Annotated in this window: 17 protein-coding genes; 2 read left to right on the forward strand and 15 right to left on the reverse strand. The window is 50.7% G+C overall.

Features of this window, described 5'->3' with window-relative positions; translation table 11 throughout:
• Nucleotides 1–9: 9 nt before the first annotated feature.
• The 4 genes from DX130_RS18860 to DX130_RS18875 are packed head-to-tail and all read right to left on the reverse strand — an operon-like array spanning nucleotide 10 to nucleotide 4,775.
• Nucleotides 10–936, reverse strand: a complete 927-nt coding sequence (locus tag DX130_RS18860) for an ABC transporter permease (protein ID WP_116048022.1) — start codon at nucleotides 934–936, stop codon at nucleotides 10–12.
• Nucleotides 929–1,972, reverse strand: coding sequence for an ABC transporter permease (locus DX130_RS18865; RefSeq protein WP_116048024.1), 1,044 nt, complete (start codon nucleotides 1,970–1,972; stop codon nucleotides 929–931). The genes DX130_RS18860 and DX130_RS18865 overlap by 8 nt, the downstream gene beginning before the upstream one ends.
• Nucleotides 1,956–3,599 carry an ABC transporter ATP-binding protein gene (locus DX130_RS18870; protein WP_240644587.1) on the reverse strand — a complete coding sequence of 548 codons (1,644 nt, stop codon included), beginning with the start codon at nucleotides 3,597–3,599 and terminating at the stop codon, nucleotides 1,956–1,958. The genes DX130_RS18865 and DX130_RS18870 overlap by 17 nt, the downstream gene beginning before the upstream one ends.
• A gap of 51 nt (nucleotides 3,600–3,650) precedes the next feature.
• The gene (locus tag DX130_RS18875; protein WP_240644588.1) at nucleotides 3,651–4,775 is read right to left on the reverse strand and encodes a BMP family ABC transporter substrate-binding protein; all 1,125 of its coding nucleotides are present in this window, start codon (nucleotides 4,773–4,775) and stop codon (nucleotides 3,651–3,653) included.
• 180 nt (nucleotides 4,776–4,955) lie between these two features.
• Here DX130_RS18875 and DX130_RS18880 point away from each other — a divergent pair, with 180 nt between their 5' ends.
• Complete coding sequence (locus tag DX130_RS18880; protein ID WP_165861363.1) at nucleotides 4,956–5,717, forward strand: helix-turn-helix transcriptional regulator; 762 nt, start codon at nucleotides 4,956–4,958, stop codon at nucleotides 5,715–5,717.
• Between the two features lie 125 nt (nucleotides 5,718–5,842).
• On the opposite strand, the gene DX130_RS18885 is transcribed toward DX130_RS18880, so the two are convergent.
• The 10 genes from DX130_RS18885 to DX130_RS18930 form a co-directional block, all read right to left on the reverse strand.
• Nucleotides 5,843–6,454, reverse strand: coding sequence for a flavin reductase family protein (locus DX130_RS18885; protein ID WP_116048031.1), 612 nt, complete (start codon nucleotides 6,452–6,454; stop codon nucleotides 5,843–5,845).
• Nucleotides 6,455–6,466: 12 nt separating this feature from the next.
• Nucleotides 6,467–7,072: an alpha/beta hydrolase gene (locus tag DX130_RS18890; protein ID WP_116048033.1), complete on the reverse strand. Its 606-nt coding sequence runs from the start codon at nucleotides 7,070–7,072 to the stop codon at nucleotides 6,467–6,469.
• Nucleotides 7,069–8,019, reverse strand: a complete 951-nt coding sequence (locus DX130_RS18895) for a VOC family protein (RefSeq protein WP_116048034.1) — start codon at nucleotides 8,017–8,019, stop codon at nucleotides 7,069–7,071. The genes DX130_RS18890 and DX130_RS18895 overlap by 4 nt, the downstream gene beginning before the upstream one ends.
• Before the next feature lie 93 nt (nucleotides 8,020–8,112).
• Nucleotides 8,113–8,559: a MarR family winged helix-turn-helix transcriptional regulator gene (locus tag DX130_RS18900; protein WP_116048036.1), complete on the reverse strand. Its 447-nt coding sequence runs from the start codon at nucleotides 8,557–8,559 to the stop codon at nucleotides 8,113–8,115.
• Nucleotides 8,560–8,814: 255 nt separating this feature from the next.
• Nucleotides 8,815–10,242, reverse strand: a complete 1,428-nt coding sequence (locus tag DX130_RS18905; RefSeq protein ID WP_420818543.1) for an MATE family efflux transporter — start codon at nucleotides 10,240–10,242, stop codon at nucleotides 8,815–8,817.
• A 105-nt stretch (nucleotides 10,243–10,347) separates the two neighbouring features.
• Nucleotides 10,348–11,439, reverse strand: a complete 1,092-nt coding sequence (locus tag DX130_RS18910) for a GerAB/ArcD/ProY family transporter (RefSeq protein WP_116048037.1) — start codon at nucleotides 11,437–11,439, stop codon at nucleotides 10,348–10,350.
• A complete protein-coding gene (locus DX130_RS18915) occupies nucleotides 11,417–12,547 on the reverse strand; it encodes a GerAB/ArcD/ProY family transporter (RefSeq protein WP_116048039.1) in 1,131 nt (376 codons plus the stop codon). The genes DX130_RS18910 and DX130_RS18915 overlap by 23 nt, the downstream gene beginning before the upstream one ends.
• 14 nt (nucleotides 12,548–12,561) lie before the next feature.
• Nucleotides 12,562–12,795 carry a hypothetical protein gene (locus tag DX130_RS18920; protein WP_116048040.1) on the reverse strand — a complete coding sequence of 78 codons (234 nt, stop codon included), beginning with the start codon at nucleotides 12,793–12,795 and terminating at the stop codon, nucleotides 12,562–12,564.
• 6 nt (nucleotides 12,796–12,801) lie between these two features.
• Nucleotides 12,802–14,001 carry a Ger(x)C family spore germination protein gene (locus DX130_RS18925; protein WP_116048042.1) on the reverse strand — a complete coding sequence of 400 codons (1,200 nt, stop codon included), beginning with the start codon at nucleotides 13,999–14,001 and terminating at the stop codon, nucleotides 12,802–12,804.
• A 33-nt stretch (nucleotides 14,002–14,034) separates the two neighbouring features.
• Nucleotides 14,035–15,603, reverse strand: a complete 1,569-nt coding sequence (locus DX130_RS18930; protein WP_116048043.1) for a spore germination protein — start codon at nucleotides 15,601–15,603, stop codon at nucleotides 14,035–14,037.
• Between the two features lie 524 nt (nucleotides 15,604–16,127).
• Here DX130_RS18930 and trpS point away from each other — a divergent pair.
• Nucleotides 16,128–17,114, forward strand: coding sequence for a tryptophan--tRNA ligase (trpS, locus tag DX130_RS18935; RefSeq protein ID WP_116048045.1), 987 nt, complete (start codon nucleotides 16,128–16,130; stop codon nucleotides 17,112–17,114).
• A 58-nt stretch (nucleotides 17,115–17,172) separates the two neighbouring features.
• On the opposite strand, the gene DX130_RS18940 is transcribed toward trpS, so the two are convergent.
• Nucleotides 17,173–18,039: a hypothetical protein gene (locus DX130_RS18940; RefSeq protein ID WP_116048047.1), complete on the reverse strand. Its 867-nt coding sequence runs from the start codon at nucleotides 18,037–18,039 to the stop codon at nucleotides 17,173–17,175.
• Between the last annotated feature and the right edge of the window lie 6 nt (nucleotides 18,040–18,045).

The raw sequence follows: 18,045 nt of genomic DNA on the forward strand, positions 1-18,045 counted from the left end.
CCTTAGCCTTTAAATTCCCTTTTTCCGTTTCTTTCGCTTGCTCTCAATCATTGCGTAAACGAGCAATCCCACTACCGTCGCCACATACGGGAACGTCGAGATAAGCTCTGATGGTATATTCAAAATTTGCAGCGCATTCGCCATGGCATTTGTCGCCCCGAATATTAACGAAGCAACAAACGTTCCAATCGTGCTGCCTCCGCCCAGTGCTTCAGCCGCAATAGCGATCCAGCCCCGACCGGCCGTCATGTCTCTTGAGAAGAGGGACAGATAGCCCATAGACATGAACGCGCCGCCGAGGGAAGCAAAAAATCCGCTTAGCAATAGCGCGATAAATTGAATTTTGGCCACGCTGATGCCGACCGATTGAGCCGCTTGAGGATTTTCGCCGACCGAACGAATTTGCAGACCCAGCGGTGTTCTCTTCAGCATATAGTACACGCCCGCCACAGCCAGCAATGAGACATACGTCAATACGTTATGACCGGAGAGAATCGGTCCGATTAACGGAATATCCTGCAGCAGCGGAATATGAAGGTTCGGCAGCACTTTGCTTTGCAGAGAAGTCGATGTACCCTTGTCCCCGCTTACCAAATAAAGAATAAAGACCGTTCCGCCCGAGGCGAACATATTAATCGCAATACCGCCCAAAATAATATGCGTCTTGATCTTCAGTGTGAAATAGGCCAGAATGGCCGACAACGTAATACCGGACATGACCGCTCCAAGCAGTCCGATCCAGGCACTGCCCGTGTAGGCGCTCACGATAACGCCCGTCAAGGCGCCAACGAGCATCGTGCCCTCCATCCCGATATTGACGATACCGGCTTTGTTGGAGATCAGCGCGCCTAACGCAGCAAGCAAGATCGGTGTTGTAACCCGAAGGACGGAGAAAGCAAAATCAGTCGAAAAAAGTACGCTCCAGAAGCTATCCAAGTTTCTCCGCCTCCTTCAGCAGCTGTCTATTCTTCCACATCTTCAGGAATTGCTCCGCTGAGATGAGCAATATAATAATCGCCTGAATGATCGAGATAAGCTCTGCCGGAACATCCGACATGATAGACATCTGGTCAGCACCGATCCGAATATAGGCCAGGAAGAGCGCTGCACCAACGACCGACAGCGGGTTGTTTTTCGCCAGCAAAGCGACCAACGCGCCGTCCAGGCCATAGCCAGGAAGACTGGACCATTGGAATCGGGAATACATCCCCAGCACTTCCACCGCTCCGCCCATTCCCGCAAGGAACCCGGCGATCAGATGCACCGTAATGATGACCCGTGCCGTCTTAATGCCCGAAAACTCGGCGAAAGCGCGGTTGGAGCCCGTCATGCGCAGCTCATAACCCCATCTTGTGTGATACATGAAGTAATGCGTAGCCACAATGCAGCAGAGCACCAGAATCAGTCCCGTATGGATTCGCGTGCCCGGAATCAAATTCGCAAGCCTTGCCGTCTCCTGGAACTTGTAGGACACATTGGCGAAGGCCGCTGCATCCCGTAGATGATAATTCAAGATATAAAGGCCGATACCGGACAGTATGCTGTTGAACATCAGAGATGTAACGAGCACTTCCGCGTTCCACTTCGCTTTCATAATGCCGGGAATCGCCGATAGAAGAGCACCAACCGTCGAGCCTCCAAGTATCGCTACAACGGGATGGATAAAGCTGTTCATGCTGGCGTAGATCGCAATAATAGCGGCAATCACACCCGATATATAAAACAATCCTTCCGCACCCAAGTTGAACAATCCGCTGCGGAATAGCAGGACGACCGACAGGCCTGTGAACATAAGCGGAATCGACATCTCGACCACATTGCCGATCTGTGCCGTAGTCGAGATCGGTCCAAGCAAGAAAATCGAAATCGTCTCCAGCGGCTGTTCGCTGATCATAGCAATGATGAGGAAGGCGATAACTAGCGCGATCGCAACCGATATCAGTGTTCTTATGGCATCAAAGTACTTGAGCATCTGACGTTACGCCCCTCCCTGTGTGTTCACCCTGCTGTTTTTTCAATCCGAGCATATACAGTCCCAGCTCTTCTTCCGTCACTTCGGACGGTTTATCGAATGCAGCGACCAACTCACCGCCGTACATCACATACAGCGTATCGCTCAGCTCCATAATTTCATTCAAGTCGGCCGAGATAAGCAATATCGCGCAATTCTGGTCTCTCATCTCCAGCAGCTTCTTGTGGACCAGCTGTGCGGCTCCAATATCGACACCCCGGGTCGGCTGCTCGGCAATAAGCAGGATGGGATCGGTGGAGCATTCTCTCGCTACGATCACCTTCTGCATGTTGCCGCCGGACAGCATCCCGATCGGCTGTGCAGGGCCTGAGCATCTGACCTTAAACTCCTCAATCAGCTTCTCTGCCAGACGTACAATCGACTTGCCCTTCAGGAATAACCCTTTATTCCAGTCCCGGCTGCGGTAACGCGTAGAAATAATATTGTCGGAGATGCTCTCCTCCTTGGCCGCCCCTTGGCTCATACGGTCCTCCGGGACATACGAGATGCCAAGCTCCCGGATCGAACGCATATCCAGGCTGATGAGCTCGGACCCATTCACCTTGGCCGATCCTTTCACCCGGCCGCCAAGCCCGCCGGTAAGCGCCTTGACCAGCTCGGCTTGTCCGTTCCCCTCTACACCGGCTATGCCGACAATCTCTCCTGTGCGAATAGAGAGACGAATATCGTTCAGCGCTTTTTTGTCCAGCGCATTCACGTACGTAAGTCCTTGAACATCCAGCACCGGAGGTCCATAGAACGATTCGGCCTTGTCATACTTGAGCACGACATCCCGGCCGACCATCAGCCGCGATATTTCCTGCTCGGTGACGTCCGCCATATCGAATACACCAGCACTTGTGCCGCTGCGCATAATCGTAATGCGGTCGCAGATCGCCTTCACTTCCTTCAATTTGTGCGAGATGAAGACGATCGTATGGCCTTCCTGCTTCAGCACAAGCAATTGCTTGAACAGCTCTTCCGTCTCCTGCGGAGTCAGTACAGCTGTCGGCTCATCCAGAATAAGAATCTTTGCTCCACGTAGGAGCGCTTTCAAAATTTCCACCTTTTGCTTCATGCCGACCGACAGGGACTCTACCTTCGCCCGTGGATCAACCGTCAGCTGATACTTGTCAGACAGCTCCTGCGTCATACGCACCGCTTCTTCGTAATGAATGCCGAGACCTCGCTTCGGCTCCATCCCAAGCACCATATTTTCCGCAACCGTAAAGGACGGCACCAGCATAAAGTGCTGGTGAACCATACCGATGCCCTTCTCAATCGCATCCTGCGGCGTCTGGAAGCGCATCCCCTCGCCTCGCAGCCGGATTTCTCCGTCGCTTGGCGCTTCCATGCCGAACAGAATTTTCATCAGAGTCGATTTGCCGGCCCCGTTCTCTCCGGCCAGAGCATGGATTTCGCCTTCCCTCAGCGAGAAGTCGACGTTGCGGTTGGCTGTAACGCCATTCTGATAGACCTTGGTGATATTGCGCATCTCCAGCACATTCTGCCGCATCACTGTTCTCCCCTTAGCCCCTCGCCAGCCTAGCGATGGTGGCCTGATAGAATTGAAGGGAATTCTTCGCATTCGAAGAACTCCCTTGGTTATTTTAGCCTAAAGCTCGTATGAATCCGTATGTTATGGCTTAACGGAATTGCGGATTTGATCAACTTCAGATGTTTCCATACCCATCGCGTTGCTGACTTTGATCTCGCCGGCAATCAGTTTCTTCTCGATTTCAACCAATTGAGCCTTGATGTCCTCGGACACAACCGAGTTGAAAATGCTGTTGCGTACGATGCCTACGCCGTCTTGCTCAAGGCCTACAACATCCAGCTTGCCAAGCTCCAGCGTTCCAGCTTTAATGCCGCGTACGGCATGAACAATGGCTTGGTCAATTTTTTTCACGGAAGAGGTAATGATCAGGTTCGCTTTGTCTTTATCCGTGCCTGCGATCATCGTGCCTTGATCGGAGTCCACACCGATTGCGTAGCGGCTCTTCTCTTTCGCTGCATCGAACACGCCTAGGCCTGTTCCGCCTGCAACGTTGAAGATCACGTCAACGCCGGAGTTGTATTGCAGCAAGGACAATTCCTTGCCTTTGCCCGGATCGGCGAAGTTGCCTGCGTAAGATACGGCTACTTTGATGTCTGGTACTGCATACTTGGCGCCTTCGATGTAACCAACCAGGAAAGCGTTAATGGCAGGAATGTCCATGCCGCCCAAGAAACCGATCTTCTTCTCTTCGTTCGCATTTGTCATGTCGGACACGCTTGTCAAAGCTGCTGTCGCGCCTGCGAGGAAGGATACTTCATTGGTTGCGTAAGAAATCGCGTATACGTTTGGTGCTGCTTCTGGGATGTCTGTGTCATAGTTGATGAATTTTTTATCAGGGTGCTTCTCAGCTGTAGCGTTCAGCAGTTCCGTAATTTGCGATCCGCCTGAGATGATTACATCCCAGTCTTGTCCAGCTACAGAATTGAATGTCGGCTCCCACTTCGTCGTGTCGACGCCCATCTCGATAACTTTAGTTTCTGCTTGCAAGCTGTTCGCAACTTGCTCAAGTCCGCTGTTCGCCGCATCGAAAAACGATTTGTCTCCAAGCGTGCCCGGTACAAGCAAAACAACTTTCAGGTTATCCGATTTGGAACCGGAATTGCCTGGTGTTTCATTCGCCGGACCGGCATTTTTGCCCCCGCCCGAACAGGCCGCAATCAACATAACAGCAGCCAGCACTAAAGCCAATAAACTTCTTTTCATCATTATGCCCCCTAGAAGTAGGTTTGGTTATCACTCCACAGCTCATCTTCTCTATCCGCTATGAAGTTTACGATATGCTTCTATCAATGATATGATTGTACCAAACAACGCCCTGATGTTTTATCTTGATTCGCTCATATTTCTTATAGGATTTGGCTAAATCAAACGATGGGAGCTACGGGCATGAACAATATGGATTTTCTGTTCTTCTCCAAGCGCGAGGAGCAGAAGTATATCCCTTCTCATTTTCACGAGTGCTTCGAGCTCGTTTATTATTATGGCAAAGGCCATACAAAGATCGGAACCACTTCCTACACCTTCCGCAAAAACACCTTCGCCCTCGTCTCTCCCTACACCGAGCATGACGAGCTGCATATCAATGAAGCGGATGTGTTGTTTGTCGGCTTCAACAGTGAGCGGGAGGGTCTTTCTCACTTGAACGGCGTATTCGAGGACGATAAGGATTGCACGATAGAAAATATATTGCTTCGCATGAAAACAGAATTCATACAGCAGCAGGATGATTTCTCGGACATGCTTAATTTGCTTGTTGGCGAGTTATCTATTCATTTGCTGCGAGTGATCGGAACCCGCCGGGCACCCAAGCAGCAATCGGATCGGATGCATTATGTGCTTAACTTTATGGATGAGCATTTTCGCCAAAAAATATCCATTCAAGCGCTCGCTGACTTGGCGGGGTACAGCTACGGAAGGTTTCGTCATCTGTTCAAAGAAAAATATGGCGTTGCCCCGCTTCAATATTTGTACGTAAAGCGGCTTAACTACGCTAGGTCCGCCCTTATTTTGCATCCAGAGAAGCTCATCTCGGAAGTTGCGCTTGATGCCGGATTTGTCAATGACGCGCAATTCTGCAGCATGTTCAAGCGAGAGAACGGAATCTCTCCCAAGCAATACAGACTGTCTAAAGCCTGGAAAAACGACTGACGGCAGGATGAGCTTCTTTTCTGGCAGCTCGCAACAGAGGATGATGCTCATCTCACTCAAGCCAAAAAAGCAGCACCCCCATATTTAGGGATGCTGCTTGGGAGATACCACGTACAGAGAGATCATTACAAGGGACGCATGAGTGTAAATTTCTCCCCGAGCGCGGCATAGTCATCGCCCGCGAGCCGGCTGACCGGGTTCAAGCTATCGGTATCAATTCGCCCCTTCTCGTACAACGAGTCTGCGATATGGAAGCGCACGACTCTGCCGATCAGAAGATCGCACGCAGGGGAGCCATCCGTTCCTCCGAGCGGCAAGGCATGCTCCAGAACGCATTCCATGCGGATGCGCGCTTCACGCACGCCTGGTACCCCGATTCTATCGCTGGCTATCGGCGTCAGTCCTGCTAGCTCTACCTCACTGACATCCGGTGCCGTCGCTGCTGCCGTCTGATTGACCGCCTCCACGTTATGCTCATCGACGATATGAATAACGAACGCGCCTTGTGCCTCCGCATTTCGCGTCGTGTCCTTGCATATCCCATCTCTGCGTTGTACGGATAGAGACACCATAGGCGGGTTGGAGGACACGATATTGAAGAAGCTGAACGGAGCTGCATTGAGAACTCCGGCTGACGATAAAGTGGTAACCAAAGCAATGGGACGGGGAATAATGCTGCCGATTAACAGCTTGTAATTGTCCTGTGCACTCTGCAGCTCGGGATCAATGGCGATCATACCGCTTCCTCCTCAAAACGTTCTATGGAACCATTCCGCTGCGGCGGCTACCTCTGTTCCGGTTAACTGGTGACCGAAGCTCTCCCAATGCGTCGTTACATGCGCTCCAGCACCGATGAGCAGCGCCTCCAAATCTCTTGTTTCTCCCGGCGGGCAGATCGGATCGTTCTCCCCTGCTCCGATGAAGACAGGCAGTTGCACCATGGAAGGCAGTTCTATCCCTCGTATAGGAACCATCGGATGATGCAGAATAGCTCCCTTCAGCGTATCCCTATAATGGAAGAGTAAGCTGCCTGCGATATTCGCTCCGTTGGAATAACCTACCGCCACGATATTGCCGCGATCGAAACCGTATTCCTTTGCCGCGCTGCCCAAAAATTCACAAAGTTCTTGCGTGCGGAAGATCAAATCTTCGATGTCAAATACGCCCTCCGCCAATCTGCGGAAAAATCGCGGCATGCCGTTCTCCGATACGTTGCCTCTGACGCTTAGGACGGAGGAAGAAGGAGAAAGCCTCTGCGCGAGCGGCAGCAAATCACGCTCCGTTCCTCCTGTCCCATGCAGCAGCAGCAATACCGGCGCCTTCGGGTCAGTGCCTTTCGTGAATAGATGCTTCATGACTCACGCTCCTCCAATTCTCTCACTTCAAATGGCAACAACAGCTTCTCGATCTCGTCCCGATGTTTCTCATACCACTCCGGCAGCATCAATTGCTCACCCAGATGCTCTGGCTCTTCATCCCGTGTGAAGCCCGGTGGATCAGTCGCAATCTCGAATAGAATACCGCCTTCCTCACGGAAATAGAGCGCGTTGAAATATTGACGGTCTACGATTGGCGTCGGCTGATAGCCATGTGCAGCCACATGATGCCTCCAGATCGCATGCTCTGCATCATCGGCCGCTCTCATCGCGATATGATGGACCGTTCCGTGGCCTCCATGGCCGTGAGCCATCGGGGCAGCGTTCACTTCAATGACATTGCCCAGATCGCCGAACGCACGGTAGCGCACGAAGCCGGCATCCTCGCCTACTCTCGTCAAGCCCATGACGTCTTCTAGCAGCTTGCCTGTCGATTCCGGCGCTGTGCTGAACAGTACTGCGCCACCAAATCCTTTAATCGCCTTGTCAGCCGGAATGCCGCCGAACGCCCAGTCGCTGCCTAGTCCTTCCTCCCGCGCTACAATTTCGCCGCGCAAGCCGTCCGGATCAGCGAATTGGAGGTAACGCTCACCAAAACGTTCCACCTCCTGGGTCTCTACGCCAAGTCTGGTCAGGCGCTCCCTCCAGAATTCATACGCGTCAGCCGGTACAACGTAGCTCGTGATGCCCACTTGTCCGCCGCCGATCCGGCCTTTTCGCGAATCCGCCCAAGGGAAGAACGTAATAATGGTCCCCGGACTCCCCATCCGGTCGCCGAAGTACAGATGGTACACCTCAGGAGCGTCAAAGTTGATCGTTTTTTTCACCAGCCGCAGTCCCAGTACTCCCGCATAAAAGTCGGTGGTTTGCTGCGGGTTGCGCACGAATGCTGTAATATGGTGAATGCCTGCCGTTTTTGTAGTCATGTCCATCTCTCCTTATTATCTTTAAATTAAGATATATGTCCTGCAAAAGCAGTCCATCTTCTCATAGCCCATCGAATAACGGATCGACAAGCTCTATTGAAAGGACTGCTGTGCGTATTTCCCTAGTTTCTTCAACAGCTCGCTGACTATCCCCTTCTCTTCGTTGGACAATCCGCTGGAGGCTTGCTCTATCACGGTCGTATGCGCCGGGAATATCTCATCGATAAACTTGCAGCCTGCATCGGTAACTTCCGCATAGATCAAGCGGCGGTCTTCCGTGGAAGCACGTCTGACCACAAACCCCTTCTTCTCAAGCTTATCCACCACATACGTGATGTTGCCGCTGCTCATCAGCACCTTGCCTCCGATTTGCTGCAAGGGCTGCGGTCCTTTATGGTAAAGCAGCTCCAGTACGCCGAATTCAGTCCGGTTCAGTCCATGTCGGCGTATATCGCGATCAGCGTGTGCATTCATCCACTGGCTTGCACGAGATAAGGCGATGTACATATCCAACGCGTCATTCGTATCTTTGTTCGACATATGGATTAACTCCCTTATTTCAGTTTGTGTTATCTTAATTTAAAGATATCAGAACATAAGCCTTATGTCAACCTGTGCCTCAGCAGCCTGCTATTCAACCTCTTGTTACTAGCATTCCTTAAGATAGTCCCTCTATTCTCCACCTAACCCAACTTGTGCACCACAAATAAGTGTGATGCCCTACAACAAAAAAACGTGCTGTCTACCGCGACAATGATTACAGTCGAGGCAGACAGCACGCTTGTAGTCTTCCGATTACATGTGTACGGCTGGTCGTTCAGGTTCCTTATCTGGCAGCACAAGTGCATGCTTCTCCCATGCCCGGCTCTTCCAGCGGAAATAGAAGATGAAGGCTCTGAGCCATTCATCGGCCGCAATAGCCAGCCAAATACCGACGAGTCCCATATTGAAATGGAAAACGAACAAATAACCAAGCGATAAGCTCATCCCCACCATCGAGAACATACCGATGAATAGCGGATATTTGGCATCGCCGGATGCGCGCAGCGCATTGACAAGAACAAGATTTATGGTACGGCCAGTCTCCAGCAGCAAGCTGTACAGCAGCACTTGCGCTCCGATACGCAGGACATCGGCATCCTCCGTGAACATACCGACAAGCTGTTCCCGGAACAGCATAACGAGTGCTACGACAATCAATGTACCGATGCTTGCCGATCGGACGCTCAGCCAGACACGCTGGTAAGCGTCTTTGGGACGTCCTTCACCAACCAGACGACCCACGATAATGGAGGTTCCCATCCCGATCGCAAGCGCGAACAGATAGATGAACATCGAGATACTTGTTGCGTATTGCTTGGCTGCGAGAGCCGCCTCACCCAGGAATGTCGTATAGAAAATGAAGATAATCTGGCAACTTTGATACATTACCTGCTCCAGTGCGGACGGAACACCGATCTTCAATATCTTGCTGATATATTCCTTAGATAGATTAAAGTAATAACTGATCTGGATCCGTACCTCCATAATGCGGTACAACAGCCAGAAGAACACCACAATAGCCAGCAAACGGCTCGCCACTGTCGAGATTGCCGCGCCCTCCACACCCAGCGCCGGCATGCCGAAGTTGCCGAAGATAAGCGCATAGTTGCCGATAATGTGAATAACGTTCATGCCAAGCGATACGAGCATCGCTTCCTTCGTAAAACCATGTACGCGAATAATGGCAGCAAGCGAGTTAATGATCGCTTGCAGGAAAATCGCTCCCCCTACGATGGCCAGATAGCTGTGCGCGAACTCATAGACTTCTCCTTGCAAGTTCAGCGAGCGGAGTAAATATCCGTTGAACACAACGAACAGTACGCTCATTACAATGCCGACCAAGAGGTTGAGCGTAACGGCTAATGCCGATATTTTGGCCGCTTCAAAAAACTTCCGCGATCCAATGTATTGCGCCACTACGATAGATGCTCCGTTGCCAATGACCTCCAGCAGCAGTATGGAAATATGCAAAAACTGATTCGCCGCGCCGACACCTGATACCGCATTGTCGGAAATCGAGCTTAGCATGAACGTATCTGCAATACCCATCATCATAAATAACGAGATTTCTAAAAATATAGGCCATGTCAGGTAGAACAGCTTTAAATCTTTCGTACCCTTGCCTTTGCCTGTTGCTGTCTCTCCAGCATGCCCTTCCATGTCATCACCTTCACTCTTCATCATGCGCTATGCCTGCTAGAGGCTCTGCCGTATCGTATCGTAGCACACAAACGAAAAAGTTACATCAGTGATTATTGGTAAAAAAGAATGTGATTTTGTGTTGCTCTATTTTTTCTTGCGAATAGCATGAACTCCGAGTAAAACAAGGGGAAGGAAAAAACAAAACGTCGCAATAAATGGCACCCACGCATTTTCCTCATATTCACTGCTATGCATCACATTAGGGTGTACCACGAGTGACAAAGCAACGAAAAGCATGCCCAAAGGGAGCACCACAGGACGATATTCCTTTAGATTAAAGAGCTGCTGCAGACCTAATACGGCACCATAAAAGTAAAAGCACAACCGGTAAAAAATAGTGATAAACCACATAATAGCCATGACGATCTCGATTCGCTGCAGAAAGTGGCCGACGTTGATTTTTTTGGCAAGCGCATAGCTGGGATAGGTTTGTCTGGCGGTCATATCGGGACCTAGAACCGTAATGCACAGCACAATAATTAGCAACAGAGCTATCCCTGCTATCGTGATGCCTTGATAAAACCCTTTAACTGCGGCTTGCGGTTGATCAATATCTGAAGGAAAGACGGAAAGCAGCAAAAATGAAGTCATTGAAAATACACTGGTGTAATACATGGTTGCCCAGACCAAGCTCTTCATACTTGTCTCCATAACAGGCTGAAGACGTTCAATATGAATCTGCGGAGTTACGAATAGCGCCAAAATGACGATTAATAACACGAACACGGGAAACAACAGTTCTGCGGAGCGCGCCAATGTCTCAATGCCCATATAAATCGCCATCACGACAACAAGGGCAAACATAATATTGAAAGCCTGTACCGGTGTTGATTGCATAATCTGGGTGGTCATGAAATTACCAACATAAAATAAAACCTCAGAAGCCGTCACCAGGCAAAAGAAAACAAGAGCTGCGATGACTACCTTCCCCAGCCATTTTCCCAATACATGCTCAATGGTTGCAAACAACGGTCTTTGGCCAGGCAAACGTCCTACCGAGACATACAGCTTGGTCAGTGCAAGTCCAATCAGGAGTCCAAGAGCTGAAGCAATCCAACCATCCTGCTTGGCAATAGAGGCGAGAGCTGCAGGAATGATAAGTATGGGCGTACCAATGGTATAGAGAATAACGAGAATGGTGAATTGCCTAGCACTAATCTTTTCCTTTGTTCTCATGTCCAAGCTCCTCCCTTCTGCCCGCAGCGGAACGACGCATAGCGTATGCAGCAAGCAGCGCCAACGACAGGATGACGCTGAACGTCATATCCATATATGGCCAGTATTGATCCACTTCATGAAAATCGAGAATATTCGACGAAATGAGCAAGGCGAAAAAAACAAGCAGCATACTGAACGGGAGCTCCATTCCCTTATCGGTGCGCATTCCAGTCGTCTGGGCAAAAGCAGTCTGGAGCACCTTAAAGAAAACAGCTGATTTGATAAAGGAGGACAGTAGCCACATGAAGGCCAATATCACTTCCAACCGTTGAAAAAATTTGCCAATACTGATTTTTTTGGCAAGCGCGTAGCTGGGATAGATGCTTCTTGACGCATAATCAGGGCCAAGCACCAGTATGGATAATAAAATGATGGAGAGCAGCACAATCCCCCCAAACAAGGCTCCCTTCACCATATTAGAGCGCATCACTTCCGGCTTCCGCACGCCAGGAATAACCATAAACAGCACTGCCAGCTCCATGAAAGGATAGGCCGTCATTGTAATGGAGCCCCGCAAGATCGGCTTCAAACCCCCGTCCCATACGGGGAGCAAGTTGTTCAGCTTGATCTCAGGAATCAGGAACAAAATGAACACAATAAGAAACAAAAGGAAAAACGAGAACAAAAACTCCCCCGTTCGCGCAATGGTTTCTAACCCCAAACGTGCCGCCATCGCCATAATGCCCGCGTACATAATATGAATCGCTTGAATAGGGGTTTCCGGCATCATCTGCGTCGTCATGAAATCACCGATTTCACGGGTATGGGCACTAATCGAGAGAAACAAGTACATCACAAAGCAGCCGGATACCGCCTTCCCCACCCATTTTCCGAACAGCCTCTCCGAAGATTGCATCAGGGTCATACGAGGATATAGTCTGCCGGCAGCACTTATCAGCCATACAACGATCATTCCGGCCGCAAGACCGATTATTGCAGATATCCAGGCATTCTGCTTCGCCGCATTGGCCGGTATAGAGGGAAGAACGAGCATAGAATCCCCGATTGAAATATACGCGGCCAATAATGCGAATTGCCTGCCGCTCAGCCCTTCAGTCAACTTCATCGCTTCATCCCCTGTTAATTCAGCACGCTATCCAACAGCCGTCCGATTGGCCCGTACACGCTTGAGACCCAGTCGAGCGGATTCGGAAGCGGAATATGCATGCTTTGAACTATGCCAATCCCTGTAGCGAGCAATAAAATCATCGAGAAGAGAACCAGCTCCTTCTTCAGACGTTTCTTCCATAGGGCAGGTACTTCCAACATCGCAATCGTCACAGCTGTCAACAGGATGCCCGTAATGGAGAGCATAGCCATCTACTCCTTTAGGTCGTTCAAAAATGATTCGCCAATTGTTCCGATTCGCCTGATTTTCACATCAACATTGAACCGGATCTTCATCTTGGAGAACTGTTCATCCCAGTGCTCCTTGTTTCCCCTCCAGTAGCCCGGCGCAGCCCGGTGCACAGCGTCTCCGAATCCGAACACATCGCACTTCATCTTCTGCGCTTTCAATACGGCACGCTCAGCATGCTTCTGCATGACAGCTTCGGCAGCCTTTTCGATCTCGTACAACGTTTGGGATGTGGTCAGCTTGACTTTACACTCGACGTCCGCAACGTTGGCTTCCGTATACATAACTACCTCTGCCTCCGGTTGTCCGTTCTTCACTTTAGCTTTGATAGCAGCCTTAGAGCGGATGACCTCGATGGCGAGCTTTCCCCCCTTGGGGCACGTCGTTTCAACTACGGTGCTGTGCAGCCGATCCGTAATGTTGCTAAAGCCCTTGCTTTCCTCCTCATTCATCCAGCCGACCAGCTTATCTTCTCTGAATATCGCAATGCCTTTGTACTGGATATGGGTAGGTGTTTCCGGAGTCTCAATGTTTTTCCGTTTGCTCCCCATCTCAGGATCTCCATCAATCATAATGCCTGTCAGAGTAGCCTGAATGCCGGGACTTACGATGTTGGTAATCAGCTCGTCCAGCTGTACAGCAACCGTCGGCGCCCATGATTTGGCTGACACCTCCAGAGACGCATACAATTTGGATGCCGGAATCTTTTCGATTGGTGTCAAAATATTCAACACCTGTTGCGCCGTCGTATCCTTGGCGACAACAATATAGAAATCTGTGCGCCCCTCCTGATCCCGTGACATCAAGTCCAGCACCTCACCCATGCCTTTCCTGGCTAGTTCCTCCCCGATCACAAATATTCTCAGATGAGAGAAGTACAGCTTGCGCGGCGTCACCGTTGTCATCTTCCTGATCGCCTCGAATACCGTATCTCCAGTCTCATGATAAGTCGTCACCGGCGATAGCCCGATGCTGCCGCGGCGCGACGCTACCTCGCCGGGATCGACGACCTGAACCGTAACCAAATATTTGCCCTTGACCGTATCTATACCAACTGCAGCGACAATGGCAAGATCGTTCAATTCGCGACGATTCCAGCAGCCTGACAGCAGTGGAGTCAGAATGAGTAAAAGGACAAAGAGCCATATCGCTTTTCGTGCCACTGCCTCTTTCCTCCTTACAATCGATAATGGCGTTCAAGGTTTGGGCTTTGCCGACGCTGGCTTCTGCTGGCGTCTCTTGTTGTTCCGATTCATAAGCTTAGGACGGGTAACTTGCGCCCAGTGAGGCATTCGAAATATGGCATCCTTTTGATCGCTTATAATAAGCGGGGCGAACGGGCCCATATACGGTACGCCGAAGGAGCGCAAACTGCTGACATGCAGCACAATAGCGAACGTACCGATGATAATGCCATACAATCCAAAGGTTGCCGCAAGCCCCATTAGCGGGAATCGCAGCATCCGCATCGTATTAGCCAAGCTGTATGACGGGAATACAAAACTGGCAATGGCAGTCGTCGAAACCACGATAACCATAGCCGCGGATATAATCCCTGCCTCGACGGCTGCCTGACCGATGACCAAAGTGCCAACGATAGAGACCGCAGGGCCGATGGATCGCGGCATCCGAAGGCCTGCCTCCCGCAATATTTCGAAAGCCACTTCCATCATGATCGCCTCGATGAAAGCCGGGAACGGTATCCCTTCCCTTTGTGCCGCCAAGCTGTATAGCAGCTGAGTCGGAATCATCTCTTGATGATAGGTCGTTATCGCCACATAAAGGGACGGTCCAAACAACGCGATAAATACGCCGATATACCGCAAAATCCGGATCAAGGTGCTAATATCGAACCGATGATAATAATCCTCTGCCGAATGAAGAAAAGAAACAAATAAGGCGGGCACAATAAGCACCATCGGCGTTCCGTCCACCAAGATGGCAATCTTGCCCTCCAGCAGCTCCGCAGCAACCACATCCGGACGCTCGCTATTATAGATCGTCGGGAACGGCGTATACGTCTCATCCTGTATCAGTTCCTCGATATAGCCGCTCTCCAATATGCCGTCGATATCAATACGTTCAAGCCGGATACGAACCTCTTCCACTACTTTGTCTTCTGCGATGCCTTTGATGAACATAACAGACACCTCAGTCCCTGTTACGCGCCCGATCTGACGAGTTTCCAGCCATAAATTCGGGTCTTTGATTTTCCTGCGGATCATTGCCGTATTCGTACGAAGCGTCTCGGTAAAGGCCTCTTTGGGGCCCCTTACCACTGTCTCCGTCAACGTCTCGCTAATTCCGCGGTCTCTCCAGCCTCTCGTTCCTGCTGTAATAGCAGCGGCGTGGCCGTCTACAAGCACCACGGATTCACCAGACAGCAACGAGGTGAATAGCTGACCGAAGTTCGAAATTTCTTTCGTCTCGCCAATCGCTAGTACGTTACTCGCCAACAATTGGGGACTGATAGAGGCAGGGTCATGCTTGCTCTCTTCCTTCACTCGATCATGGAGCATAGCTGATTCCAATATAAATTCGGACACCAATTGCTTGTCCGCCAAGCCGTCCGTATATACGACGGCCCATGCGATTTCGCCCGGCAGCCCTACTTGGCGGATAACAATGTCAGAGCTGTTGCCAAGCTGCTGTCTGATCAGCTCCAAGTTATCTGGAAGGCTGGCCATAATCGATTTCTCTTTTAACGCTTGTTCCTTAAGATTCTGACTGGAGGTCTGGGGCTGTTTTTCCTTTTTTTCCTTCATCACGAATCACCCTCGAGGTTGTATGCTAATAGTCCATTATGAACATGATTAGACAATTTTAGACATTTTCTTCAAGCACAAAATCCGTTTGCACCCGCTTGACTCCATTCTTGTTTCCCGCTATTCTTATAATCAATACTTGAAATATACAACTACAGCCAAGATGGGAAGTAGTACCCGATAAAGCGTATGCTTATAGCGAGCCGGCGATTGGTGAAAGGTCCGGCGCATCCGCATTCGGCGAATGGATCCCATCGCTTCAAACCGAACACTGGGGCCTCGGAATGGCTTAAGTCAGTAGGCTTTGACGGACTCTCCCCCCGTTATTCAGGGAGACATGATCGAAAGTATGCAAGGGACGCGGCAACGCGCTTATTGCTCCGTTCATGGCTAAGAGCGGCCAATGGCCGAATTCGGGTGGTATCGCGGAGTTTAACGCTTCGTCCCTTGCAGGGGGACGGGCGTTTTTTTATTGCCTTGGTTCCCCAATCTGTTCAAACTATTGGAGAAAAGAGGAGTTTCAGATGAGCAAACGTATCTTATCCGGCATCAAGCCAAGCGGTGATCTTAACATTGGAGGTTATGTAGGAGCGCTTCAGCAGTTCGTGAAGCTTCAAGAGGAGTACGAGGGTTACTTCTTCGTGCCCGACCTGCATGCCATTACCGTTCCGCAAGACCCTAAGGAGCTGCGCGAGCGTTCCCGTCAGATCGCTGCGCTGTACATTGCCGCAGGAGTAGATCCTGTACGCAACACCATCTTCATGCAGTCGCATGTGCCTGCTCATGTCGAGCTGGGATGGATTATGGAGACGCAGGCTTACTTCGGCGAGATGAGCCGCATGACTCAATTCAAGGAGAAATCGGACGGCAAAGACGCTGTCAGCTCCGCCCTGTTCACGTATCCTGCGTTGATGGCAGCAGACATTCTGCTCTACCAGGCGACGCATGTTCCTGTCGGTGAAGACCAGAAGCAGCATCTGGAACTGACGCGCGATCTGGCAACCCGATTCAATAACCGCTTTGGCAAAACATTCATTTTGCCGGAGCCGGTCATTCAGGAAGTTGGAGCCCGAGTGATGGGACTCGACGATCCTTCGAAAAAAATGAGCAAAAGCAATCCGAACCAGAACAGCTACGTCCTTCTTCTGGACACACCTGCCGCCATTCGCAAGAAGTTCTCCAAAGCGGTGACGGACTCCGATATGAGCGTCCGCTACGACTGGGATAACAAGCCGGCCGTCAGCAATCTGATTGAAATCTATTCCGTCTTCTCCGATGAAGAGATTCCCGTAATCGAGAAGCGTTATGAAGGTCAAGGTTACGGCGCCTTCAAGAAGGATCTGGCTGAAGCTGTCATCCAGAAGCTGACTCCGCTTCAAGAAAGATATCATGAGCTCGTCCATTCCGAAGAGTTGGACCGCATTCTCAAGGACGGCGCACGCAAAGCCTCCGAGGAAGCGCACAAAACACTGGACGCGGCCAAACGGGCGATGGGGTTGCTGACATTCTAAGGTTCGCGCACAGGAAGAAAGGGCTCCCGACGGGAGCCCTTTCTTCCTGATTCATCCTTTAGGTGTTATCGATGGCGGTATAATATCCGTTTTGTTTATGAAAAACATAACCTCGCCCTAGTTCGTCCTGAAACAGATAATGCGTCTCATCATCTCCGACATAGCTGAGATTTTCATTAATGGACATTAGAATGTGCTCGGCATCTTCTTTCGTAAAGGCATACTGAGCTGCCCGGCTCTTAATATCGCCGATTCGCCAGCTCTCTCCCGAACGCAGCAGTTCGATCTCCATATGTCTGGATACGGTATACGGCTGGTAAGAGTGGCCGAATGTCTTGAAGTTCAGCCGTACTTTATCTTCATCGTCCCTGGACAGCTCCAGACTTGGCTCATACATATTCACTGCGTACAACAGTTCGCTAGGCTCTAGCAGCCAGCCCGGATCATTTTCGTAAATCATTTGCCATGGGTCCAGTCTCTGCTCCATGTTGTACTTCAGCAATGGAGACTTCAACTCTTCAAATGTCGGAGCCTCTTCCTTATGGAACAATCTTGTCTCTGCTGCTTGAACCAGAATCATCAGCGTCTCGTATTCAAGCTCATGCAGGATCTTCGCATACTCATTCTCGAATGTCGCATCCCGGAGCCAATGAGGCCGCTCCATCTCGCTTCCAGACTGCCCGTCATCAACCAGTGTTGATAGCTCTGCAGTTGACGGCAATACTGTCGGGTCTTGCGACGGATGTGGCGTGGTGACGTCGATCTCGAACGTTAACGGAGTAGAGGGCGACGATGGCTCTGAAGAACCTGTCTCTGCAACATCGTTCGGCGATCCCTGCTGACAACCTGCTACCGTAACGGCGATGACCGCCGCCATGAGTATCCTTACCGCTTTTTGAAACGCCCGATGCCTCTCTCCTGTCATAACCGT

Source organism: Paenibacillus paeoniae (assembly GCF_003388735.1).
Lineage (GTDB): Bacteria > Bacillota > Bacilli > Paenibacillales > Paenibacillaceae > Pristimantibacillus > Pristimantibacillus paeoniae.